22 protein-coding genes are annotated in these 22,911 nt (G+C 73.3%); 8 read left to right on the top strand and 14 right to left on the bottom strand.

The genetic code is table 11. The features are described 5' to 3' along the window. Window positions 1–84: 84 nt before the first annotated feature. Window positions 85–1,824 (bottom strand): bifunctional metallophosphatase/5'-nucleotidase, encoded by a 1,740-nt coding sequence (locus OG799_RS30185; protein WP_406039898.1) that lies wholly within the window; start codon window positions 1,822–1,824, stop codon window positions 85–87. A gap of 284 nt (window positions 1,825–2,108) precedes the next feature. Between OG799_RS30185 and OG799_RS30180 the strand changes: the two genes are divergently transcribed. After that, window positions 2,109–2,912, top strand: coding sequence for an alpha/beta fold hydrolase (locus OG799_RS30180; protein ID WP_406039896.1), 804 nt, complete (start codon window positions 2,109–2,111; stop codon window positions 2,910–2,912). Between the two features lie 5 nt (window positions 2,913–2,917). Here OG799_RS30180 and OG799_RS30175 read toward each other — a convergent pair whose 3' ends face one another. Together OG799_RS30175 and OG799_RS30170 are read right to left on the bottom strand one after the other, a co-directional pair. After that, window positions 2,918–3,046 (bottom strand): hypothetical protein, encoded by a 129-nt coding sequence (locus OG799_RS30175; RefSeq protein WP_406039894.1) that lies wholly within the window; start codon window positions 3,044–3,046, stop codon window positions 2,918–2,920. Between the two features lie 128 nt (window positions 3,047–3,174). After that, on the bottom strand, window positions 3,175–3,954 hold the full coding sequence (locus OG799_RS30170; RefSeq protein WP_406039892.1) for a phosphodiesterase: 780 nt from the start codon (window positions 3,952–3,954) through the stop codon (window positions 3,175–3,177). Window positions 3,955–4,140: 186 nt separating this feature from the next. Between OG799_RS30170 and OG799_RS30165 the strand changes: the two genes are divergently transcribed. Beyond that, window positions 4,141–5,559, top strand: coding sequence for a diguanylate cyclase (locus OG799_RS30165; protein WP_406039890.1), 1,419 nt, complete (start codon window positions 4,141–4,143; stop codon window positions 5,557–5,559). A 106-nt stretch (window positions 5,560–5,665) separates the two neighbouring features. Here OG799_RS30165 and OG799_RS30160 read toward each other — a convergent pair whose 3' ends face one another. After that, entirely contained in the window at window positions 5,666–6,727 is a 1,062-nt protein-coding gene (locus tag OG799_RS30160; protein ID WP_406039888.1) for an aspartate-semialdehyde dehydrogenase, read from the bottom strand. Window positions 6,728–6,731: 4 nt separating this feature from the next. Further along, entirely contained in the window at window positions 6,732–7,997 is a 1,266-nt protein-coding gene (locus OG799_RS30155; protein WP_406039886.1) for an aspartate kinase, read from the bottom strand. Window positions 7,998–8,244: 247 nt separating this feature from the next. Here OG799_RS30155 and OG799_RS30150 point away from each other — a divergent pair, with 247 nt between their 5' ends. Further along, window positions 8,245–9,027: a hypothetical protein gene (locus OG799_RS30150; protein WP_406039884.1), complete on the top strand. Its 783-nt coding sequence runs from the start codon at window positions 8,245–8,247 to the stop codon at window positions 9,025–9,027. An 84-nt stretch (window positions 9,028–9,111) separates the two neighbouring features. After that, window positions 9,112–9,642 carry a nitroreductase family protein gene (locus tag OG799_RS30145; RefSeq protein ID WP_406039882.1) on the top strand — a complete coding sequence of 177 codons (531 nt, stop codon included), beginning with the start codon at window positions 9,112–9,114 and terminating at the stop codon, window positions 9,640–9,642. A 29-nt stretch (window positions 9,643–9,671) separates the two neighbouring features. Here OG799_RS30145 and OG799_RS30140 read toward each other — a convergent pair whose 3' ends face one another. Next, window positions 9,672–10,640, bottom strand: a complete 969-nt coding sequence (locus OG799_RS30140; RefSeq protein ID WP_406039880.1) for an ArsR/SmtB family transcription factor — start codon at window positions 10,638–10,640, stop codon at window positions 9,672–9,674. A 98-nt stretch (window positions 10,641–10,738) separates the two neighbouring features. Between OG799_RS30140 and OG799_RS30135 the strand changes: the two genes are divergently transcribed. After that, on the top strand, window positions 10,739–12,121 hold the full coding sequence (locus OG799_RS30135; protein ID WP_406039878.1) for an MFS transporter: 1,383 nt from the start codon (window positions 10,739–10,741) through the stop codon (window positions 12,119–12,121). On the opposite strand, the gene OG799_RS30130 is transcribed toward OG799_RS30135, so the two are convergent. Then, complete coding sequence (locus tag OG799_RS30130; RefSeq protein ID WP_406039876.1) at window positions 12,058–12,339, bottom strand: hypothetical protein; 282 nt, start codon at window positions 12,337–12,339, stop codon at window positions 12,058–12,060. The two genes, OG799_RS30135 and OG799_RS30130, sit on opposite strands and share 64 nt — an antisense overlap. Window positions 12,340–12,350: 11 nt before the next feature. Then, entirely contained in the window at window positions 12,351–13,451 is a 1,101-nt protein-coding gene (locus OG799_RS30125; RefSeq protein ID WP_406039874.1) for a toxin glutamine deamidase domain-containing protein, read from the bottom strand. A 388-nt stretch (window positions 13,452–13,839) separates the two neighbouring features. Between OG799_RS30125 and leuA the strand changes: the two genes are divergently transcribed. Next, window positions 13,840–15,591, top strand: a complete 1,752-nt coding sequence (leuA, locus tag OG799_RS30120) for a 2-isopropylmalate synthase (RefSeq protein ID WP_406039872.1) — start codon at window positions 13,840–13,842, stop codon at window positions 15,589–15,591. A 133-nt stretch (window positions 15,592–15,724) separates the two neighbouring features. On the opposite strand, the gene OG799_RS30115 is transcribed toward leuA, so the two are convergent. The 4 genes from OG799_RS30115 to OG799_RS30100 all read right to left on the bottom strand — a co-directional run bounded on the left by OG799_RS30115 (window position 15,725) and on the right by OG799_RS30100 (window position 19,431). Next, window positions 15,725–16,360: a hypothetical protein gene (locus OG799_RS30115; RefSeq protein ID WP_406039870.1), complete on the bottom strand. Its 636-nt coding sequence runs from the start codon at window positions 16,358–16,360 to the stop codon at window positions 15,725–15,727. Then, a complete protein-coding gene (locus tag OG799_RS30110; RefSeq protein WP_406039868.1) occupies window positions 16,357–16,779 on the bottom strand; it encodes a YbaB/EbfC family nucleoid-associated protein in 423 nt (140 codons plus the stop codon). The genes OG799_RS30115 and OG799_RS30110 overlap by 4 nt, the downstream gene beginning before the upstream one ends. Window positions 16,780–16,797: 18 nt before the next feature. Beyond that, window positions 16,798–17,853: a hypothetical protein gene (locus OG799_RS30105; RefSeq protein ID WP_406039866.1), complete on the bottom strand. Its 1,056-nt coding sequence runs from the start codon at window positions 17,851–17,853 to the stop codon at window positions 16,798–16,800. A 78-nt stretch (window positions 17,854–17,931) separates the two neighbouring features. Beyond that, on the bottom strand, window positions 17,932–19,431 hold the full coding sequence (locus OG799_RS30100) for an MFS transporter (RefSeq protein WP_406039864.1): 1,500 nt from the start codon (window positions 19,429–19,431) through the stop codon (window positions 17,932–17,934). Window positions 19,432–19,538: 107 nt separating this feature from the next. Here OG799_RS30100 and OG799_RS30095 point away from each other — a divergent pair, with 107 nt between their 5' ends. Together OG799_RS30095 and OG799_RS30090 are read left to right on the top strand one after the other, a co-directional pair. Continuing rightward, complete coding sequence (locus tag OG799_RS30095) at window positions 19,539–20,195, top strand: HNH endonuclease family protein (protein WP_406039862.1); 657 nt, start codon at window positions 19,539–19,541, stop codon at window positions 20,193–20,195. Next, window positions 20,177–20,671 carry a hypothetical protein gene (locus OG799_RS30090; RefSeq protein ID WP_406039860.1) on the top strand — a complete coding sequence of 165 codons (495 nt, stop codon included), beginning with the start codon at window positions 20,177–20,179 and terminating at the stop codon, window positions 20,669–20,671. The genes OG799_RS30095 and OG799_RS30090 overlap by 19 nt, the downstream gene beginning before the upstream one ends. A 54-nt stretch (window positions 20,672–20,725) precedes the next feature. Here OG799_RS30090 and OG799_RS30085 read toward each other — a convergent pair whose 3' ends face one another. Together OG799_RS30085 and OG799_RS30080 are read right to left on the bottom strand one after the other, a co-directional pair. Then, entirely contained in the window at window positions 20,726–21,859 is a 1,134-nt protein-coding gene (locus OG799_RS30085) for an ABC transporter ATP-binding protein (RefSeq protein ID WP_406039858.1), read from the bottom strand. Beyond that, a complete protein-coding gene (locus tag OG799_RS30080) occupies window positions 21,820–22,806 on the bottom strand; it encodes an ABC transporter ATP-binding protein (RefSeq protein WP_406039856.1) in 987 nt (328 codons plus the stop codon). Before OG799_RS30080 ends, OG799_RS30085 begins: the two co-directional genes overlap by 40 nt. Window positions 22,807–22,911: the final 105 nt, after the last annotated feature.

Raw genomic sequence — 22,911 nt, 5'->3', positions numbered from 1 at the left:
GACGGGCCGGCAGGCGGACGCGGCCGGAATGCGAACGGGCCCCGGAGCGGATGCTCCGGGGCCCGTCTGCGTGAGGGCCTGCCGTCAGGCGGCGGGAACCTCGGTGGTGGTCTGGATCCGGTTCAGCGTCGGCGCGGAGACCGGCGACTTCTCGGTCAGGTACGCGGTGAAGGCGTCCAGGTCGATCATGCCGGTGACCGGGTTCGTGCCGCCGGTGAGGACGCTGAACCCGTCGCCGCCGCCGGAGAGGAAGTTGTTCACCGTGACCCGGTAGGTCGCGGTGTCGGTGACGGGGGCACCGTTGATGGTGAGGCTGCCCCGGACCACCCGGGTGCCGCCGCACGGCGCGCCGGCCGCGGCGGTGGTCCCGTTCGGGTCGACCACGTAGTGCACGGTCGACGAGGCGTACAGCACCCGGGCGACCGTGAACTGCTGCTCCAGCATGCAGTAGAGCTGCGCGCCGGTGAGGTCCAGCGTCACCAGGTTGTTGGCGAACGGCTGCACCGTGAACGCCTCGGCGTAGGTGACCGGGCCGGCGTCGAGGTCGGCGCGGACACCACCGGGGTTCATGAACGCGGCGACCGCGTTCTGCTCGTTGTCGGTGGCGGCGAGCTGGGCGTCGGCGATCAGGTTGCCCAGCGGCGACTCACCGGTCTGGTACGTCGGCTTGCCGTTGGCGTCGACGCCGGTCTGGTACAGGTTCTCCTGCGTCTTGGTGATCGCGCTGGTGGTCTCGCCGACCACCTTGTCCGCGACCGGGCCGAGCGCGGTCTTGTACCGGTTGATCAGGTCGGTGGTCGCCGGGTCCTTGGCGACGTCCCGGGTGACCACGACGTTGTTCGCCTTGGCGGTGAGCACGTCACCGGTGCGGCGGTCGATCTGCAGGTCGATGTCGGTGACCAGGCGACCGAAGGAGCTGGCGCTGGTGACCAGCTTGCCGTTGATGTTGCAGTTGTACGCGGCGTGGGTGTGCCCGCTGACGATCACGTCGATCGACGGGTCCATCCGGTTGGCGATGTCGACGATCGGCCCGCTGAAGCCGGTGCAGTCGTTGATCCCGCCGCCGTTCTGCACGCCGCCCTCGTGCAGCAGCACGACGATGGTCTGGACGCCCTGAGCGCGCAGGATGCGGGCGTACTTGTTGGCGGTCTCCGCCTCGTCGGCGAAGGTGAGGCCGGCGACGCCCTGCTGGCTGACGATCTGCGGGGTGCCCTCCAGGGTCATCCCGATGAAGCCGACCTTGACGCCGTCGACCTTCTTGATGCCGTACGGCGGCAGCAACGGCTGGCCGGTGGCGGTCTTGAAGGCGTTGGCGGAGAGGTACTGGAACTTGGCGCCCTCGAACGGGGTGCCGTCGGCGCAGCCGTCCACCGGGTGGCAGCCGCCGTTCTGCATCCGCAGCAGCTCGGTGGCGCCCTCGTCGAACTCGTGGTTGCCGACGCTGGTGAACTCGAGCCCGGCGAGGTTCATCTCCTCGATGGTGGGCTCGTCGTGGAAGGCCGCGGAGAGCAGCGGGGAAGCGCCGATCAGGTCACCGGCGGCGACCGTGATGGTGCGCTCCTGCTCCTCCTCGGTGGTGCCGCGCAGCTTGGCGAGCTGGGTCGCCAGGTACTCCGCGCCACCGGCCGGCTGCCCCGCGATGGTGCCGCTGGAGCCGGTCGGCGGCTCGAGGTTGCCGTGGAAGTCGTTGATGGCCAGCAGCTTGACGTCGACCGGCTTGGGGCCGGCCTCGGCCTGGCTGGGGTTGGCGGCGACCGTGCCGAGCGCGGTCGCGGCGAGCGCGACCAGGCCGACGGCGGCCCGGCGCATCCCGGGGACGGACATGGAACTCCTCGTGAGAATCGGCGCGTGGCGGTCCGGACGATGGTTCGCCCGGCGACCCTGATTCGTGCCGTGACAGGGGTCGATGGCGGGTGACGGCGGTCGGGGGATGCCGCCCTGCCGCAGCAAGCTTGCCATCCGGCATGCGATCGGTCGACCGGGGTAGCACAACAGAACCGTGGATCTGGCCGGCGACCTGTACCGGTCTGCCCGACGAGTCCGACATGACGGGCAGGTGAATTCCTTCAGGGCCGCCCGCTGTCGGTGAGCTGGGCTAGAAAGTAGCCATGACTTTCGACGGGACAACCTGGACGGTGGGCTCGGCCCGGTCCGCCGACGGCACCGCGATCGCGTACGAGACGGCCGGCGAAGGGCCGCGGATCATCCTGGTCGGCGGCGCCTTCAACGACCGGTCGACGACCCGTCCGCTGGCCGCCGCGCTGGCTGCCGACTTCACCACGTACGGCTTCGACCGGCGGGGCCGGGGCGGCAGCGGCGACACCGCGCCGTACGCGGTGCAGCGCGAGATCGAGGACGTGGCGGCGCTGATCGAGGCGGCCGGCGGCACGGCGTACGTCTACGGTCTCTCCTCCGGCGCGATCCTCGCCGCGTACGCGGCGGCCGAGGGGCTGCCGATCGCCGGGCTGGCCCTCTTCGAGCCGCCGTTCCAGGTCGGGCCGGAGGGCGGCCCCAAGGCCGAGCTGTCGGAGCGGCTCACCGAGCTGGTGTCCGCGGGCCGCCGGGGCGACGCGGTCGAGCTGTTCCTGACCGACGCGGTGGGCGTGCCCGCCGAGGCCGTCGCCGGGATGCGCGGGATGCCGGCGTGGTCCTGGATGGAGGGTCTGGCGCACACCCTGGCGTACGACACCACGGTCACCGGTGACGGCGCACTGCCCGCCGCCCGGCTCGCGACGATCGCCACGCCCACCGTCGTGGTGGACAGCACCGGCAGCCCGGACTGGCTGCGTGACGCCGCCGCCGCGACGGCCCGGGCGATTCCCCGCGCCACCCACCTCAGCCTGGCCGGCAGCTTCCACGAGGTGCCGCCGGAGGTGCTGGCCCCGGCGCTGCGCGAGGCCCTGCTCGACTGAGTGAGTCAGGCGTCCGGCCCGGGCTTCCCGCGCTCCCCCGCGGCCGGCCCATCGCCGGAGGACTCCCGGCCCCGGTGCGGGCCCGGGAGGGGGCGGATCGCCCCGGTGATCCGGGCCAGTCGCCATCGGGACATCGCGCCATCCTCGCAGAGGGCCGGCCGGATCGGCGGGCCGTGAGGGCGGCGCCGGCTCCCAGTGACGGGGAACCGGCGCGGCGTGCAGGTTCGACCCGTACGCCACGTACCAGAGCCGGTCCGCCGCTTCAGAACCAGCAGGTCTGCCCGCCGGCGTGGCTGACCTGGACGGTGTGCGTGACGCAGCCGCCGTCGGCCACCCGGTGCAGCAGGAACGCGGTCGGCTCGGCGACCAGCCCGATCGGCTCGTCGTCGGTCATCGTCAGCGAGGCCTGCACCCAGGTGCTCGGCGCGGTGGTGAGCACCGTGCCGGCGAAGCCGGCGGTGACCGCGCGGTGCAGGTGACCGGCGGTGACGCGTACGACATGGGGGTGCCGGCCGATCACCTCGGCGAGCGCGTCGGCGTCGGCGAGCCGGATGGCGTCGGCGGCCGGGACGCCGACGGCGACCGGCGGATGGTGCAGGCACACGACGGCCGGCACCTCGGGACGGCCGGCCAGCACCCCGTCGAGCCAGGCCAGCTGGTCGTCGCCGAGCCGCCCACCGCTGCCGCCGGGGGCGAGCGAGTCCAGCACCACGACCGTCCCCCCCGGGTGGTCGACGTGGTAGAAGGCCGAGAAGCCGCCACCGAGGTACGGCGTGCCGCCGAAGGTGTCCAGCAGCGACTCCCGGTCGTCGTGGTTGCCGGTGGCGAGGTGGACCGGCAGCGGGAACCGGCCGATGATCTCGCGGAGCGCGACGTACTCGTCGGTGCGGCCGTTGTTGACCAGGTCGCCCGTGATCACCACGCAGTCCGGGCGGGGGCGCAGCGCCAGCACCCGGCCGAGGGCGCGGTGCAGCCCGGCGGCCTGCTCGGCGGCGAGCGGGCCGGTGGTCACGTGCGGGTCACTGAGCTGGGCGATGAGCATCGACGCCTCCTCGGGACCGGGATCCTCACGCTATCGCCGACCACCCCCACCGCGCGGCCCCGCCGTACCCACAGGCCGCGTCCACAGCCTGTGGATAGCACATGTGTACGAAGGTCGCAGCACCCGTCGCTGAGTACCCTTGATCGCGCCCCCCGGCGCCGGTCCGGGCCTCTCACCAGGAACGACGTGGATCACGAGCGAGTAATCCGGGACGTCACGGTCCGCCTTCCGATGGCGTCGACCGCTCTGGAGGCGTGCCAGTGGACCGTCGCCGCGCTCGCCCGGCACACCCCGGCCACCATCTCGATCCTGCTCCAGGTCCACGACCGGCTCCGCTGCGTCGCGGCCACCGGCGCCTGGCAGGTCTTCTCCACCGTGCCGCCGAAGACGGGCATCGTCGGCCGGGTGTACGCCTCCGGCGAGCCCGCCACCGTCGCCGACGTCACCACCGACCCCGACTACCTCCCGGTACGCCCCGACGTGTCCACCGAGCTCTGCGTACCGTTGCTGGACCCGGCGGGGCGGCCGATCGGCGTGCTCGACCTGCAGTGGAGCGGCCCGGCGGAGCTGGGGCCGTGGCGGGGGACCGCGGAGCGGCTCGCCGCCCGCCTGGGCGCCCGGATCACGGCGCTCGGCGGGCCGCCGGCGGAGAGCCGCAGCGAGAAACTGCTCCGGCACGCCGCGGCGATGACCTCCGCCCCCACCGACTGGGACCTGATGGCCGCCGCGATCACCGCGGCCCGGGACGTCTCCGCCCTCTCCGCCGCCGTACTCGTCCTCGCCGGCCGCAGTGGCGCCCGGCTCGGCGCGCCGACCAGCGCCCCCGGGGAGCTGGAGGCGCGGATCCGCACCGAGCTGGCCGAGGCCGGCGCGGCGCCCCTCGGCCGGCTGATCGCCCGGGCCCACCGGCACGGCGCGGCGTACACGCTGGGCGAGGCCGGACACCCGACCGACGACTATCTACCGCTCGCCCGGGCCGGGGCGCGCACCCTGGTGGCGGTGCCCGTCGGGCCGCCGGACGGCGGCGGGGTGCTGCTGGTCGCCGACGAGCGGCTGCTCCGGCCCGACCCGACCACGATCAACCTGATGGAGCTGCTGGCCGGGCAGGCGTGGACCTGCCTGGACCGGCTGCGCACCCTGGCCCGGTTGCGCGAGCAGGCCAGCTCGGACCCGCTCACCGGGCTGCGGCACACCGGACCGTTCGGGCAGCGGATCGCGACCGCCACCCCGGGGCGTACCGCCCTGCTGGCGATCGACGTGGACGGCTTCAAGGACGTCAACGACACGTACGGCCACCAGGCCGGCGACCGGTTGCTGGTCGGGCTGGCCCGGGCGCTGGAGGAGGCGCTGCGGCACGGCGACGAGCTGTACCGGATCGGCGGCGACGAGTTCGTCGCGGTGATCGAGGTGAACCGCCCCGAGGAAGCCGTCCGGATCGCGGAGCGCCTCACCGAGGCGGCCCGCCGCACCGGCCGCACCATCAGCGTCGGCGTCGCCCTGCCCCAGGCCGGCGAGTCCCCCGAGCTGACCCTCCGCCGCGCCGACCAGGCCCTCTACGCGGTGAAACGCCACGGCCGCGACGGCGTCCGCCTGGCCGCCGCCTGACCGACCCCCGCTCCCACCCCGTCGATCTTGCAGTTTGGGTCTGCGTTTCGCGCCTTCAGTCCCGATTTGTGCGGGCACGAAGTGCAAGATCGCGCGGACGAGGGCGTCAGGAGTGGGTCAGTTCCTTGGCCAGGAGTTCGGCGATCTGGGCGGTGTTCAGGGCGGCGCCCTTGCGGAGGTTGTCGCCCGTCACGAAGAGGTCGAGGGCTCTCGGGTCGTCGACGGCGCGGCGGATCCGGCCGACCCAGGAGGGGTCGGTGCCGACCGCGTCGATCGGCATCGGGAACTCGCCGGCGGCGGGGTCGTCGACCAGGATCACGCCTGGGGCGTTGCGCAGCGCCTCGCGGGCGCCCTCGGCGTCCACCTCGGTGGCGAAGACCGCGTGCACGGCCACCGAGTGACCGGTCACCACCGGCACCCGAACGCAGGTCGCGGAGACCTTCAGGTCGGGCAGCCCGAGGATCTTGCGCGACTCGTTGCGCATCTTCATCTCCTCGGACGACCAGCCGCCGTCCGCGAGGGAGCCCGCCCAGGGCACCACGTTGAGCGCCAGCGGGGCCGGGAACGGCCCCAGCTCGTCGCCGACCGCCTGCCGCACGTCGCCCGGGCGGGAGCCGAGCACCCGGTCCCCGGCGATCTTGCCGAGCTGGGCGTGCAGCGCGTCCACGCCGGCCTGACCCGCCCCGGAAACCGCCTGGTACGAGGCGAGCACCAGCTCGCGCAGGCCGTACTCGCGGTGCAGCGGGGCGATCGCCACGATCATCGTGAGGGTGGTGCAGTTGGCGTTGGCGATGATCCCCTTGGGCCGGTTGCGCGCCTGCTCCGGGTTGATCTCCGGGACCACCAGCGGGACGTCCCGGTCCATCCGGAACGCGCCGGAGTTGTCCACGGCCACCGCGCCGCGGCTCACCGCGACCGGCGCCCACTCGGCGGAGACCTCGTCGGGCACGTCGAACATGGCGACGTCGACGCCGTCGAACGCCTCCGGTGTGAGGGCCTGGACGGTCAACTGCTCGCCCCGGCACTGCACCTGCCGCCCCACCGAACGCTCCGAGGCGAGCAGCCGGATCTCACCCCAGACGTTGCGCCGGGAGGAGAGCAGCTGGCACATCACCGTGCCGACGGCACCGGTCGCCCCGACCACGGCGAGGGTGGGCAGCGACGACATCCGGTTACCGCCCGGTGCCCGCGTAGACCACGGCCTCGGAGTCGCCGCCCAGCTCGAAGGCGTCGTGGATGGCCCGGACCGCCTTGTCGAGGTCGGTGTCCCGGCAGACCACGGAAACCCGGATCTCGGACGTGGAGATCATCTCGATGTTGACCCCGGCCGCGCCGAGCGCGGCGAAGAAGCCGGCCGCGACACCGGGGTGCGACCGCATGCCGGCACCGATCAGGGAGACCTTGCCGACGTGGTCGTCGTACAGGAGGCCCTTGAACTTGACCGCCTCCTGGATCTTGCTGAGCGCGGCCATCGCCGTGGGGCCGTCGGTCTTGGGCAGGGTGAACGAGATGTCCGTCCGGCCCGTGCCCTCGGTGGAGACGTTCTGCACGATCATGTCGATGTTGATCTCGGCACCGGCCACGGTGTCGAAGATCCGCGCGGCGGCGCCCGGCTCGTCGGGCACGCCGACGATGGTGATCTTCGCCTCGCTGCGGTCGTGGGCGACCCCGGTGATCAGTGCCTGTTCCACAGGAAGGTCCTCCATCGATCCGGTGACCATCGTGCCGGTGTTGGTCGAGTATGACGAACGGACGTGGATCGGCAACCCCGCGCGCCGGGCGTACTCGACGCTGCGCAGGTGCAGCACCTTGGCGCCGCAGGCGGCCAGCTCCAACATCTCCTCGTAGGTGATGTGCTTGATGTGCCGGGCGTTCGGCACGATCCGCGGGTCGGCGCTGAAGATGCCGTCCACGTCGGTGTAGATCTCGCAGACGTCCGCGTCGAGCGCGGCGGCGAGCGCCACGGCGGTGGTGTCCGACCCGCCCCGGCCCAGCGTGGTGACGTCCTTGGTGTCCTGCGACACGCCCTGGAAGCCGGCCACGATGACCACCGCGCCCTCGTCCAGCGCGCCCTTGAGGCGGCCCGGGGTGACGTCGATGATCCGCGCCCTGCCGTGCACCGAGGTGGTGATCACGCCGGCCTGCGAGCCGGTGAACGAGCGGGCCTCGTACCCCAGGTTGTGGATGGCCATGGCGAGCAGCGCCATGGAGATCCGCTCCCCGGCGGTGAGCAGCATGTCCAGCTCGCGGCCGGGCGGCAGCGGGCTGACCTGGTTGGCCAGGTCGAGCAGCTCGTCGGTGGTGTCCCCCATCGCGGAGACCACCACCACCACGTCGTCGCCGGCCTTGCGGGCGGCGACGATGCGCTCCGCCACCCGCTTGATCCGCTCGGCATTGGCGACGGAGGACCCGCCGTACTTCTGCACCACGAGTGCCACGACGGTGCACTCCCTCCCAGCGACCCTGAGCGTGCCGACGCCGCCGGGATCCGGTCCGGCGGCGCGTGTCAGACCTCACCAGGGTATCCGGCGGCGCGCGACACCGGGTCGGGTGATCCCACCATCCGGCCCGGCGGGGGCCGGCCCACCAGGGCCGGACCGGCCGGCGGGCGGGCGGTGCGACACGCCGGAACGGCAGCCGTACGGCGGGCTCCCCGCACCCCTCGCCACACCGCAGAATGTCCCGGTGCACGCTCATTTCCGCGCGGCCCGGCGACTGACCGGCGTCCTGGCGCTCACCCTGCCGGCGCTCCTCGCCGCCTGCGCCGCCGACCCGCCGGCGCCGGCTCCACTCGCCACCGCCGACCCGGTGCCCGCCGGGATGGACGCGGCGCGCGACGAGCTGGCCGCGCTGGCCGCCGCCGCGCAGGACCGCCACCTCACCGCGCGGTACACGTTCGGCACCGCCGACGTCCCGGTCCGGACGATCGTGGTGACCAGCGCGAACGACGGCACCTGGCGGGTCGACGTGCCGGCGTGGGGACTGGGCGGCACGGTGGACGTCTCGCTCGCCGCCACCGCGGACGGGCTCTTCCAGTGCGCCCTGCCGTCGGCCGGCCGGCCGGAGCCGGCCACCTGCGTACGCCTCGGCGATCCCGACGAGGCCGTGCCCCGGCGGTTCGACCCCCGGGTGCAGCACCCGTTCACCGACTGGCTGGAGGTGCTCACCGACCGGCGGGCCCCCCTCGCCGTCTCGCCCGCCACGGCGCCGCCCGGGGCCACCGACCAGTGCTACTCGGTCGAGTCGACCTCCGCCTCGCTGAACGCCCCGCTGGACGTGGGCATCTACTGCTACCGGGAGGACGGGACCCCGACGGCCGTCCGCGCCGACTTCGGCACCCTGAAGCTGGCCGGCGAGCCCGGCCCGGCGCCGGCCACCGTGCAACTCGCCGGGCCGGTGGTGGACGGCGACCCGGTCGGCCTGACCGCGCCGTCCCCGTCCGACACCCCGAGCGCAGGAACGCCCTGACCCTGGGTCACGTTACGGGTGCTCTTCGCCACATCGGTCCGGGCCGCATCGCGGGGCGAATCCCCCATAGGGGACTCTTATCCCATGGCCGACCTCACCCCGCTGCTCGCCTTCCGCTGGAGCCCCCGGTCCTTCGACCCGGACGCCGAGCTGGCCGGCGACGAGGCGTCCTCGCTGCTCGAAGCCGCCCGCTGGGCACCGTCGGCGGGCAACGCCCAGCCGTGGCGGTTCGCCCTCGGGCACCGGCAGGACGAGACCTGGAAGCGGATCCTGGTCAGCCTCACCGCCGACGACCAGCGTTGGGCCCGGCACGCCTCCGCCCTGGTGGTCGGCGCGCACATCGGCGGTGACGCCGAACGGGCCGCGTACGACCTGGGCCAGGCGATCGCCCACCTGACCGTGCAGGCCACCGCCCTCGGCCTGCACGTGCACCAGCTCACCCGGTTCGACCGGGCCGGACTCGCCGCCGAGCTGGACCTGGCACCGGAGGTCCGACCGCTGGTGGTGGCCGCCGTCGGGCGACTCGGCGACCCGTCCGCCCTGCCCGAGGAGCTGCGCTGCCGGGAGACCTGGCTTCGTCGTCGCCAACCGGTCGCCGCCCTCCTCCTCCGCTGACCCGCCCCGCGCCCGGTATCGGCGCCGGGTCACTCCCCCCGGCTGGCCCGGAGCAGGACGGCGGCGGCCTCGGTTCCCCGGTAGAGGACGTGCCGGCCCTGCCGGGACCGGGAGACCAGACCGGCGGCGTGCAGGGCGGAGAGGTGCTGGGAGACGTTCCCGCAGGACATCCCCGCCCGCCGGGCCAGGTCGGTGGTGGTGGCCGCCGTGTCGAGCAGGTTGAGCAGCGCGGCCCGCCCCGATCCGAGCACCCGGGCCAGCGGGTCACCCGCCGCCGCCGGGGGCGTCTCCCAGAGGGTGGCCACGGCCCGCACCGGGTACGTGCCGCCGGGCGGGGAGTCCTCCAGCAGGTTCCACAGCACCCGCTGCGGGGTGAAGATCCCCGGGTTCAGCGCCAGCCCACGGCCCCCCAGGTCGAAGTCGAGCCGCCAGGGATCGTCGCTGACCACGCGGTCACCCGCCCAACGCACGGTCGGGTGGAGCGTGCCGAGGGCCCACCCGGCGCCACCCTCGGCGAACTGGCTGGCCCGGTGGGCGATGTCCGCCTCCAGCAACGCCCGCATCCGCGGCCAGTCCGGGGCGATCGCCGCGTCGTGCCACACCCGTACGGCGGTGACCAGCAGGGGCAGCATGGCCTTCGGGTCCCTGCGCAGGGCGTCCCCGAACGGGCCGAGCGGCCCCCGGCGGGTGGTGGCGAGCAGGTCACGGACCACCACCTCCGGCGCCGTGCCGGCGATCTGCTCGAGCTGTTCCTCGAACTCCGCGTCCGGTCCGGGCGGCGGCGGGGTCAGGAAGTCGGGCAGCCACCGCTGGGGGCGGGTCAGCTCACGGAGCGGGCCGACCGCGGCCGCGACGTCGGGCCGCCGGATCACCTGCCGGGCGCGGTCGATCCAGGGCAGGTGGACGGCGTTGCGCACGGGAGACCGCAGCGTCCAGAGACTGGACACCGTGTCCCAGGCCGCGGAGACGCCGAACCGGAGCCCCGCGACGTCGGACACGCCGAACCGCAGCTGCGACAACCCTCACCCCCGTCGAAAGATTCGCTTGAGCCTAAAAGGCTCGACCCGGCGGTGGGGGGGCAGGTTTGCTTGGCGGCATGGGGACCAGGGACACCATCCGCACCGCCGTCCGGGACGTCGTACCGCCGGCCGGGCTGACCCGCGCCCTGGCCGTGCAGGCCATGGTGTACGCGGTCGGCCACGGCCTCTTCATGGCCGGCAGCGCGGTCTTCTTCACCCGGGCGCTCGGCCTCAGCCCCGCCCAGGTCGGGCTCGGGCTGTCGATCGCCGCCGGGGTCTCCCTGCTCGGGACGGTCCCGCTCGGCGCGTTGACCGACCGGTACGGCGCGCAGCGGGTGTGGCTGGTCGGCATGTTCGCCGAGGCGGTGCTCTTCGCGGCGTACCCCTTCGTGGGTGGCTTCGCCGGCTTCCTGGCCGTGGTGGTGGCGCTGGCCGTGGTGGACGCGACGACCGGGGTGGCCCGGCAGGTCTACTCGATCAACGTGCTGGCGCCGGAGGAGCGGGTGACCGCGCTGGCGTACCAGCGCTCGGCGTTGAACGTCGGATTCGGGCTCGGCGCGGTGATCAGCGGCGTGGTGCTGGCCGTGGACACGATGGCCGCGTACCGGGGAATGGTCTGGTTCAACGCCCTCATGCTGCTGGTCACCGCGGTCTTCGTGTACCGGCTGCCCCGGGTCCCGGTCGCGGCGGCGCCGGCGCGACGGACCAGCCGGCTGGCGGTGTTCCGCGACCGGCCGTTCCTGGCGGTGTCGCTGCTGGCCGGGCTGCTCAGCTCGCACGGCACGCTCTACCTGGTGGTGCTGCCGCTCTGGGTGCTCAGCCACACCGACGCCCCGCGCACCCTGATCGCCGCACTGGTGCTGCTCAACACGATCCTCGCGGTGCTGCTCCAGGTCCGGGCCAGCCGGGGCGCCGACACGGTGGCCGGCGCCGGCCGGGCGCTGCGGAACGGAGGGCTGCTGATCGCGCTGTTCTGCCTGATCCTGCCGGTGTCGGCGCTGACCGGCGGGGTGGCGACCATCGGGGTGCTGGTCGGCGCGGCGGTGGTGCTCACCCTCGCCGAGCTGGTCCAGTCCGCCGGCGCCTGGGGGATCTCCAGCACCCTGCCGCCGGCCGCGCACCGGGGCGCGTACGTCGGCGCGTTCCGGCTCGGCGGGCAGCTCCAGAACCTGGCCGCGCCGGCCGGGCTGACCGCCCTCGGGGTGAGCACCGGCGGCTGGGGGTGGCTGCCGATGGCCGTGCTCTTCATCGCCGCCGCCCTCGCGGCCGGGCCGATGGTCGCCTGGGCCGACCGTCGCCCCCGCCTCGGCGAGACCGTCCCGATGAGCGAGACCGTCCCGACGAGCGAGGCCGTCCCGGCGGGCGACACCGTCCCGGCGGCCGAACCGGCCGAGGGTCAGCGGCCGCGGGCGGCCCGGGCCATGTCCAGCGCGACCGGGAGCGGCACGCTGGACAGGTAGAACGCCTCACCGGTGGCCTTGTCGACGGCGACCGGGCCGATCCCGGGCGGCGGCGCGTCGTCGGGGGAACCGGAGGCCATCGCCCGCCGGGTGGTCCACTGGAGCACCCAGCACCAGCCCTGGTCCTCGGCCCCGCCGCTGAGGACGGCGTCCGGAACGCCGGGCGGGGACGCGGCGAGCAGCCGGGTGGCGGCGTCGCGGGCCTGCGTCACGTCCATCGTGGTGATCCTCAATTCGTCCGCATGAACTGGAACCCGGAGTAGTTCTCCAGGTACGCGTAACCGCCGGTCTGTCCGTCGATGAAGTGGACCGTACCGTTGCGGTTCACCGCGTTGAAGACGTGACCCGCGACCGGGTTGCCGTTGGCGTCGACCCGCATGCCGTGCACGATGCCGCGCGCGCCGTCCCCGGCGTTCTCCAGCTCGCTGGCGATGTCGTCATATCCGCCGGCCGAGCGGAGCGGGTTGTTGCCGCCGAGCGCCTGGTTGACCCCGTGCGGCCAGTCGAACCGCGGATCATTGATCAGATTCCCGTTGGCGTCCTGGTAGAAGCGACGGGGCACCGCGGAGGTGGCGTTGCCGGCGAGCGAGCGGTCGGTGGCGGTGACGCAGCTCTGGCAGTTGATGCCGAAGGCCGGGTCCTTGCCGAAGTTGGGGTTCACCCCGTGGGACAGCTCGGGGAACTCCTTGGCGAAGTCGGCGGGCGAGGAGTTGCCGTAGTGCCGGGTCCGGGCCATCACGTCCTGCGCGGCCTTGGCACCCGGCTTCGCCCCCTTGCGGGCGAGCTTGCCCTCCACCCGCTTGAGGAGCTGCTTCGCCTGCGCGAAGAGGCGCTTCAGCTCCCCCTCGACCTTGTGCACAGCCTGTTTGATCAACTGGCGGCAGGCGACCCGGGCGGCCGCGACCAGGCCGGGAACCGCTGCCGCAGCCGCGCCGAAGGTGGCCGCCGCCGCGGCCAGCGCCTCCGCCACCGAGATGGCCAGCATGATCAGCTGAACCATGAAAGCGATCTTCAACGCCAACGTCACGGCCGCGAAGATGATCAAAGCGCAGCCGATGATCTCGGCGGCGGTGATGTCCTCCAGGAGCCGCAGCCGGGGCCCGTCGTCCCGCTCCCACCAGCGGCGGAACGCGTCGGCCGTCGCGCCGAAGTTGTACGACCCGACGGCGCCCGCAGCGCCCTCGGCGCCCTGCGCCACCGTCCGCAGCGTGCCGGCGAACGCGAGCCACTGCTGACCGGCGGCGAAGAGCAGTTCCTCGTCGGCCTCCGGCCAGGTCAGCCCGACCCAGCTCAGCGGCTCGGTCAACCAGTCCGGCAGTTCCAGGCCCATGTCAGCGGGTCGCCTCCGCCCGGAGCCGGACGGTCGTGGCGTGGACCGGCACGCCGCACCTCCCAGATGATCACTTTCGGGACGGGCAGAGCCTAGCGGCCCGGAAACGGTCGCGGGGGGCGCGACGGGGCTGGGATTCGGGTCTCACCTGATGGACCCGGCTACCACGGGCCCCCGTGATCACGTAGGGTCACCCTGTCATGTGGCAGGCGTACCTTCTTCTTGGCTGCCGCGGCGAGGCCTGACGGCCGGCACCTCGCCGCGGAGTTGAACCGCGCCGTCCAGCAGATCCGAACCTCACCTCGGCACCGCCCGGGCACCGTGGCCCGGCAGCACCGCCGACACCTTCCGATTGCTGACGCCACATGTTCCCAGGGAGCACTCCGCCATGGCTCAACCCGCCACTGACGCCGAGACCGATCCGATCGCCCGCCAGCGCCCCAGCCGGATGCCGTTCCAGCGCTACCTGCCCTACCACCAGCAGTTCCGGCTCGACCTGCCGGACCGCGGCTGGCCGACCCGCCGGGTCGAGACCGCCCCACGCTGGTGCGCGGTCGATCTCCGCGACGGCAACCAGGCGCTGATCGACCCGATGTCGCCGGAGCGCAAGCGCCGGATGTTCCAGCTGCTGGTGCAGATGGGCTACAAGGAGATCGAGGTCGGCTTCCCGTCGGCCAGCCAGACGGACTTCGACTTCGTCCGGCAGCTGATCGAGCAGGACCTCATCCCGGAGGACGTCACCATCCAGGTGCTGACCCAGTGCCGGGAACACCTGATCGAGCGGACCTTCGAGTCGCTGCGCGGCGCCCGCCGGGCCATCGTGCACTTCTACAACTCGACCTCGACGCTGCAGCGCCGGGTGGTCTTCGGCCTGGACCGGGACGGCATCACCGACATCGCCACCCAGGGCGCCCGGCTCTGCCAGAAGTACGCCGAGATCCACACCCCGGACACCGACATCCACTACGAGTACTCGCCGGAGTCGTACACGGGCACCGAGCTGGAGTACGCGCTGGAGGTCTGCGCCAAGGTCATCGAGGTGGTCGACCCGACCCCGGACCGCAAGCTGATCATCAACCTGCCGGCCACGGTCGAGATGGCCATGCCGAACGTGTACGCCGACTCGATCGAGTGGATGCACCGGCACCTGCCCCGGCGCGACAGCCTGGTGCTGAGCCTGCACCCGCACAACGACCGGGGCACCGGGGTGGCCGCCGCCGAGCTGGGGCTGCTGGCCGGCGCGGACCGGATCGAGGGCTGCCTGTTCGGCAACGGCGAGCGGACCGGCAACGTCGACCTGGTGACCCTGGGGCTCAACCTGTTCTCCCAGGGCATCGACCCGATGATCGACTTCTCGAACATCGACGAGGTCAAGCGGGCCGTCGAGTACTGCAACCAGCTCCCGGTGCACGAGCGCCACCCGTACGCGGGCGACCTGGTCTACACCGCCTTCTCGGGCTCCCACCAGGACGCGATCAAGAAGGGCTTCGACGCCCTGCACGTCGACGCGGCGGCGGCCGGGGTGCCGGTCGACCAGTTCACCTGGGCGGTCCCCTACCTGCCGATCGACCCGAAGGACCTGGGCCGCACCTACGAGGCCGTCATCCGGGTCAACTCGCAGTCCGGCAAGGGCGGCGTCGCGTACATCATGAAGAGCGAGCACCAGCTCGACCTGCCGCGCCGGCTCCAGATCGAGTTCTCCGGCGTGGTGCAGCAGGTCACCGACCACGACGGCGGCGAGGTCGACCCGGGCACCATGTGGGAGATCTTCGCCCGCAACTACCTGGTCGACCACCAGGTCGACCCGGCGGTCAGCCTGGCCGGCTACGCCATCGGCACCGCCGACGGCAAGGTCGAGATCGAGGCCGAGGTCGGTTTCGGCGGCGAGGCCCGCTCGCTCGCCGCGGTCGGCAACGGTCCGATCGACGCGTACGTCAACGCGCTGCAGTCCCTCGGCGTGGCGGTACGGGTGCTCGACTACCACGAGCACGCGCTCTCCTCCGGTGGGGACGCCCAGGCCGCCGCGTACGTCGAGTGCGAGGTGGACGGCCGGACCGTCTGGGGCGTCGGGACGGACGCCAACATCGTGACCGCCTCGGTGAAGGCGGTCACCAGCGCGGTCAACCGCGCGCGGAGCTGAGCCCGCGGCGGCGTCCGGCACCCCGCCGGGCGCCGCCCGGGCACCGTCCGCCCCGGCCGGTCAGCCGCGCCGGGCCGCCAGCGGTGCCAGGCGGTCCGCCGTGCCAGGATCGGTCGGCCGGGCCGGCGGCCGGTCAGCCGTCGGTGCGGGGCACGCCCTGACTGGTGAGCCGCTCCACGACGGCCCGCTCCTGCTCCGGACCGGCGATCGGGGCCCGCACCGCCACCGGCGACCCGGTGTCCCGGACCAGCCGGTCCAGGTAGGACCGGAGCAGCGGGTCGGCGGGGCGCAGCGCCACCGCCGCCGGATCGGCCACCTCGACCACGATCACCGACTGGCCGTACGGGTCCCGGCCGTACCGCCAGCCGGTGACGTCGGCCCAGGCCACCGCGGCGTCGTACGCCGGGTCGGCCGGTTCGCCGGTGCGCCGCTCGCGGAGGCTCGGCACCCGGTACCGGACCCGGACGCCGTCGGCCGAGAGCTCGGCCATCGGCAGCCCGACGCTGTCGTCGCGGCCGGCGCGGCGGCGGTGTTCCAGGGGCGCCCCCGGCAGCAGGGCGAAGAACACCACGAACAGGAAGGTGCAGACGGCGCCACCGATCGCGGCGACCGGTGACCGGGACCAGAGCAGCACCACCACCAGCACGGCCAGCAGCGCGGCCACACCGAGGCCGACCGGCACCAGCCAGCCGTACACCGGATGGCCGGGCCGGCGGGGCGCCCGGACGACCAGCCGCTCACCGGCCCGGGCCGGAGTCAGCTCGATCATCCGGCCAGGTCCCGACGGAGAGCGGCGAGGTTCTGCTCGATGTCGGCGGCCCGCTGGGAGAACTGCGCCATGGTCGCCTTCAGCTCCGGGCCGACGCCGAAGTCGCGCAGCAGCTGTTCCGGGTCGACCGGCGGACGCGCCGTCGCCTCCTGGACCCCCTCGGCCCAGTTCGCGGTCGCCGCGCGGATGGCGGCGAGGATCGAGTCCCGCAGGGTGTGGCTGTCCAGCCGCATGGCCCGGGGGTTGATCTCCAGGTCCTGCACCACGCCGCCCGCGCCGACCCGGGCGGTGATCAGACCGTCCTCGCTGGTCCCCTCGCCCACCGTTTCGGCGAGCACGGTGCGCTGCTGCTCGAACGCGTCCAGCCGTTCCCGCACCTGCCGCATGGCCTGCTGGATCTGGGCCTCGAAGCCGCTCATCGACGCTACCTTCCTCGGTCAGGCGGAGTGCCAGGCGATCTTGAGTTGTCGCAGGTCGGGCGTGCCGTCGCCCTGCTCGTCGAAGGTCTGCACCGCGGCGAACTCCTTGACCACCCCGGAGAGCAGGGTGACGGCTGCGGTGGCGACCGTGATCACGGTGCCGGTGGCGGTCAGCCAGGAGGCGCTGGCGGCCGCGCCGAGCGCCTGGATGATCGGCTGGAGCACCAGGGCCTGCGGGCCGATCGAGGAGAGCGTCAGGTCGAGGATCACCACGAAGAACTCGGCGGTGAAGGCGATGAAGGCCAGCCAGAATCCGGTGAGCAGGCCGGCCACGGCCAGCAGGGACGACGACAGCGCGCTGAGCGCCTTCTGCACCTGCCCCAGCTCCCGGCTCACCTGGGCGACGACGTCGCGGTACTCGACCACGCTGCCGTCGACCCAGCCGGCGGTCGCGCCGGTGGCGTACCCGTCGAACTTCTTGATGACCGAGCCCTCCAGGGTGGCCGCCACCGCGCCCAGCTCCCGGGCCGCCTCGATGACGGAGAAGCCGTTGGCGACCATGGCCGCCGCCGTGATCGGCGCGGGGAGGTAGTCCGGGGCCATGGCCGCGGTGGCGATCCCGAGGCCGACGAACATGGTCTGGCTGGCGACCGTCAGCGCCTCGGCGGCGCCGTCACCCAGCCCGTCGATCCCGCCGAGCGGGTCGGTGAAGAGGCGGGGGAAGCCGGCGTCACCGAGCCCGCCGAGGTAGCCGTCCGGATCGGCGGCGGCGGGCGCCAGCAGCATCTCGACGTTGGCCTGCTCGGCGGCGTGGTAGTTGGCCACGGTCCGGCGGAGGCCGGCGGCGACCGACCGGACGACCTCCGCCGCCGTCTCCAGGTTGCTGAGCTGGTAGTCGGCGACGGAGTTGTAGTAGGCCTCGGCGAACGACAGCAGCGCACCCAGGCCGGGCGGGTCGAGCCGGTACGCGTCGGCCGTCCGCCGGGCCGCGTCCGTCAGGTCCGGCGCGACGAAGTCGTCCAGCCCGCGCGCGGCGTTGGTCAACTGGCCCGGATTGATCTCGATCTGAGTCAACGGTCCTCCGGTCGGTGGCTGGCCGCCCGGCCACGCACGGTGGCCGCCGCCACACCCTACCGAGTGGACGCTCGCCCGTCAGGCCCCGCGACGGCGGCGGTCGTCGGGCGGGGTCGACGCGGGCAGCGACGGGCACGGCTGGGCGCCGGGCGCCTCCCGGGACGGCCGGTGGATCAGCAGCGCGGCCATCGCCGCGCCGGCCAGCAGCAGCCCGGCGCACCAGAGCAGCGCCCCACGGTAGGCGCCGGTCAGCGCCGACTTCTGCTCGTAGCCGGCGCCGGAGAGGCCGACCAGCAGCGGCAGCGCCGCCACCGCCAGCAGGCTCCCGGCCCGGGACGCCGCGTTGTTGAACCCGCTCGCCACCCCGGCGAAGCGGTCGGCCACGGCGGCCAGCACCGAGGCGGTCAGCGGCGCCACCACCAGGGTCAGGCCCGCCCCGAACAGGAGCACCCCGGGCAGGACGTCCGTCAGGTACGACGCGCCCGGCCCGACCCGACGCAGCAGCAGCAGGCCGACGGCGGCGACCACCGGGCCGACGGTGAGCGGCAGCCGGGGGCCGATCCGGGCGGAGAGCGCGCCCGCCCGGGACGAGCCGACCGCCAGCAGCACCGTAAGCGGCACGGTGGCCAGCCCGGTGAGCAGCGCCGACCAGCCCACCACGTTCTGCAGGTAGACGGCGAGGAAGAAGCTGAAGCCGCCGAGGGCCGCGTACACCGCCACGGTGAAGACGTTGAGCACGGAGAAGAGCCGGCTGGTGAAGAGGCCGGTGGGCAGCATCGCGGTGTCCCCGCGGCGCCGCTCCACCAGCAGGAAGACCACCGCGGCGGCCACGCCGACCAGCACCGAGACCAGCACCGGCAGGGAGCGCACGCCGCGGGCCGGGGCGTCGATCAGGGCGTACGTGACGCCGCCGAGGCCGAGCGCGCCGAGCAGCGCGCCCGCCACGTCGAACCGGCGCCGCCCCGCAGCCGTACGCGAGACGTTCTCGTCCCGACTCTCCGGCACCCAGCGCGTCGCGGCGAGCACCACCGCCACGGCCAGCGGCAGGTTGATGAAGAAGATCCACCGCCAGGAGAGCGCGTCGATCAGCCAGCCGCCGAGAAGCGGACCGAGCGCAGTGGAGACGCCGGAGAGCCCGGCCCAGGTGCCGATCGCCCTGCCTCGGTCGTCCGGGTGAAAGCTGGCCTGGAGCACGGAGAGCGACCCCGGAGTGAGCAGCGCCCCGCCGGCGCCCTGAAGGAACCGGGCCGCGATCAGCCAACCGGTGCCCTGGGACAGCCCGCAGAAGACGGAGGCGACGGCGAACCACACCACCCCGAGCAGGAAGACCCGCCGGCGGCCGAACCGATCGCCGAGCGCCCCGCCGAGCAGCACGAACGCGGCCAGCATCAGCAGGTATCCGTTCACCGTCCACTGGAGATCCGCGACGGTCGCGTGGAGTTCGGCACCGAGGCGGGGCAGCGCCACGTTGACCACCGTGGTGTCGAGGAACACCATGCCGGAGGCGAGGACGGCGGCGAGCAGGGTGCCCCGCCCGGCGGCGGTGCCCATCCGGAGCGCGGGCGCGGGTGCGGTCATGGCTAACAATCTGCCCGCGATCCGATCCGGACGCCACGAATCACGGAAACCGGCCCGGGGTACTGTGCGGGATCGCCCGGAGCCCGCAAGCTGGAGAGGTGTCGTCTGTGCGTACCAGATCAGGAGCTCGCGCCGCGGCGGCGGTCGCGCTCGCCGCGGCGATCGCCCTCGGCGCGGCCGGCTGCGTGCCACCTGCGGAGCCGGAGCCCACGCCGAGCAGCGCCGGGAACGTGAGCAAGCAGCTCGGTGAGCTGACCGTCGCGAGTGCCGGGTCGATGAAGGGCTACAGCCGCTCCCGGTTCCCGCACTGGCGGGGCACCGGGAAGAACTGCGACGTGCGGGACAGCGTCCTGCAGCGCGACGGGGAGAGCATCAAGCTCTCCGGCTGCAACGTGGTGGGAGGGCGCTGGGAGAGCGCCTACGACGGCCGGGTGTTCACCGACCCGGCAGATGTGGACATCGACCACGTCGTGCCGCTGGCCAACGCGTGGCGCTCCGGCGCGGACGAGTGGGACGACTCGAAACGCGGGGACTTCGCCAACGACCTGACCCGGCCGCAGCTCATCGCGGTTTCCCTGACCTCCAACCGGGCAAAGGGTGACCAGGACCCGTCCCAGTGGAAGCCGGCGAACCGGTCGTACTGGTGCCAGTACGCCGCGGACTGGGTGACGGTCAAGCACTACTGGCGGCTGACGGTGACCAGTGCCGAGAAGGCCGCCCTCACCGACATGTTGGAGGGCTGCACATGGGCGAGCAAGCCGTGACCGGGGCGGGAGCGACACCCGCGCCCGAACAGATGCCGGACGCCGATGGCGGGGCCGCCGCCGCGGCCGCCGGCGGCGGCACCGGACCGACCACGGCCGGGATGACCGTGGACGGCGCCCCGGCGGCACCGGCCGACGTCTCCGGGGCGGGCATGTCCGCCGACGCCAACCCCGCCGCGCCCGCCGCGCCGGCCACCCCGGCCGAGGGGGCCACGGCCGGCGGCGGGGCGCAGCAGCGGACCGCGGACATCACGGCCGGACCGGGCGGGGTGATGACCGACGAGGCGGGCGTGGTGACCGGGGAGCTGACCCTGCGTACCGAGTACGCAGACGGCCAGGTGACCCTGCGGGTGCAGTACAAGGACGCAGACGAGTGGTACGCGGTGACCGGCGGCAGGGTCGCGTTGGCCGACCCGGCCGGCCTGGACGCCGTGCATGGCATCGCGGTCGCCCTGCTCAACCGCCCCGAGGGCTGACCCGGAACCGACGAGACCCCTTCTCCGACGCGGGGAAGGGGCCTCGTGCGGTCGTCACGGGGTCGGGATCAGCTCACCGGTGTCACCCGGCGCCCCGCCGTCGTCCGGGCGGACCAGCTCCGGCTCCACCTCGTGCGGGCGGATCCGCCCGGCCGCGATCTCTTCGGCGAAGTGGCAGGCCACCCGGTGCCCGCCGAGCACCTCGCGCAGCGCCGGCCGCTCGTCGGCGCAGCGGGTCGGCTGGGCCCACGGGCACCGGGTGTGGAAGCGACATCCGGCCGGTGGGTTGGTCGGCGAGGGGAGGTCACCGGCGAGCAGGATCCGCTCACGGCGGTCCTCCACCAGCGGGTCCGGCACCGGGACCGCCGACATCAACGCCTTCGTGTACGGGTGCATCGGCTCCCGGTAGAGGTCGTCGCTGGACGCCTCCTCCACCAGGCCACCCAGGTACATCACGCCGACCGTGTCGGCGATGTGCCGGACCACCGCCAGGTCGTGCGCGATGATCAGGTACGTCAGCCCGCGCTCGTTCTGCAGGTCCTCCAGCAGGTTGAGCACCTGCGCCTGGATCGACACGTCGAGCGCCGAGACGGGCTCGTCGGCGACGATGAGCTCCGGGTTGAGCACCAGCGCACGGGCGATGCCGATCCGCTGCCGCTGGCCGCCGGAGAACTCGTGCGGGTACTTGCTCAGCGCCGAGGCGGGCAGGCCGACCGCGTCCAGGGTCTCCCGGAGCCGCTTGCCGGTGGCCGCCTTGTCGTCGGCCAGGCCGTGCGCCTTGAGCCCTTCGACCAGCAGGGACTCCACCGACTGCCGGGGGTCCAGGCTGGACAGCGGGTCCTGGAAGATCATCTGCATCCGGCGGCGGGCCCGGCGCAGCGACTCGCCCTTGAGCGAGCGGACGTCGGTGCCGTCGAAGACGATCTCCCCGTCGGTCGGCTCGACCAGCCGCAGCAGGCCACGTCCCAGCGTGGACTTGCCGCAACCCGACTCGCCGACCAGCCCGTAGGTCTCACCCGCGTTGATCGACAACGAGACGCCGTCGACCGCGTAGACGTACCCCACGGTGCGGTCGACGAGCAGACCGCTCTTGATCGGGAAGTGGACCTTGACGTCGCGCAGTTCGACCAATGGTTCCGTACGCTCAGTCACGGCACCGTCACCTCCACCGGAACGGGGTTGTTGCATCGCAGGTCGCCGCCGGTCGCGGTCGGCTCCAGCGGGGGTGCGCCCTCCAGACAGGCGTCCACCACGTGGTCGCAGCGGGGCGCGAAGGCGCACCCCTCGGTCCATGGGATGTTGTCGGCCACCGAGCCCCGGATGGCGTGCAGCCGCTCACCGCGCACCGAGTCCAGCCTCGGCACGGAGTTCAACAGACCGTGCGTGTACGGATGTCTGGGCCGGGCGAACAGCTCGTGCCGGGCCGCCCGCTCCACCACCTTGCCGCCGTAGAGCACGTTGACGGTGTCGCAGAGGCCGGCCACCACACCGAGGTCGTGCGTGATCATGATGAGCGCGGTGCCGGTCTCGTCGACGAGCTGCTTGAGCAGGGTGAGGATCTGCGCCTGGATGGTCACGTCCAACGCGGTGGTCGGCTCGTCGGCGATCAGCAGCCGCGGCTTGCAGGCCAGCGCGATGGCGATCAGCGCGCGCTGGCGCATCCCGCCGGAGATCTGGTGCGGGTACTCCTTGAGCCGGCGTTCCGGGTCCGGGATGCCGACCGCGTCAAGCAGCTGCCGCGCCTCCCGCAGGGCCTTCTTCCGGTCCATCCCCTGGTGCCGTTCGAGCACCTCGGCGACCTGCACCCCGATCGGGATCACCGGGTTCAGCGAGGAGAGCGGGTCCTGGAAGATCATGCCGATGTCCCGGCCGCGCCGGTCCCGCATGTCGTCCGGGCGCAGCTTGAGCAGGTTGGCGCCCTCGAAGAGCACCTCACCGGTGACCTTGTTGCCCCGCTTCGGCAGCAGGCCCATGATCGCCAGGCTGGTCACGCTCTTACCGCAGCCGGACTCGCCGACCAGACCGACGGTCTGCCCCGGCTCCACGCTGAAGCTCACCTTGTCGACCGCGGTGAACGGCCGCTCACCGCGGCGCTGGAACACCACGCTCAGATCGCGTACGTCGAGCAGGCTCATCGGGTCACTTCCTCACGGTGCTGGTACTTCGCTCGCGACTGCGGGGCTCGCAACCTCACTCCTCGCGCTCGCCGCCGGCGTCCGCCGGCCGTGCTGGTCCGTCGC

The organism is Micromonospora sp. NBC_00898 (assembly GCF_045207895.1).
Classification (GTDB): Bacteria; Actinomycetota; Actinomycetes; order Mycobacteriales; family Micromonosporaceae; genus Micromonospora.
Note: the sequence above shows the minus strand (reverse complement) of the source record. Positions and strands in the feature narration are given on the sequence as shown.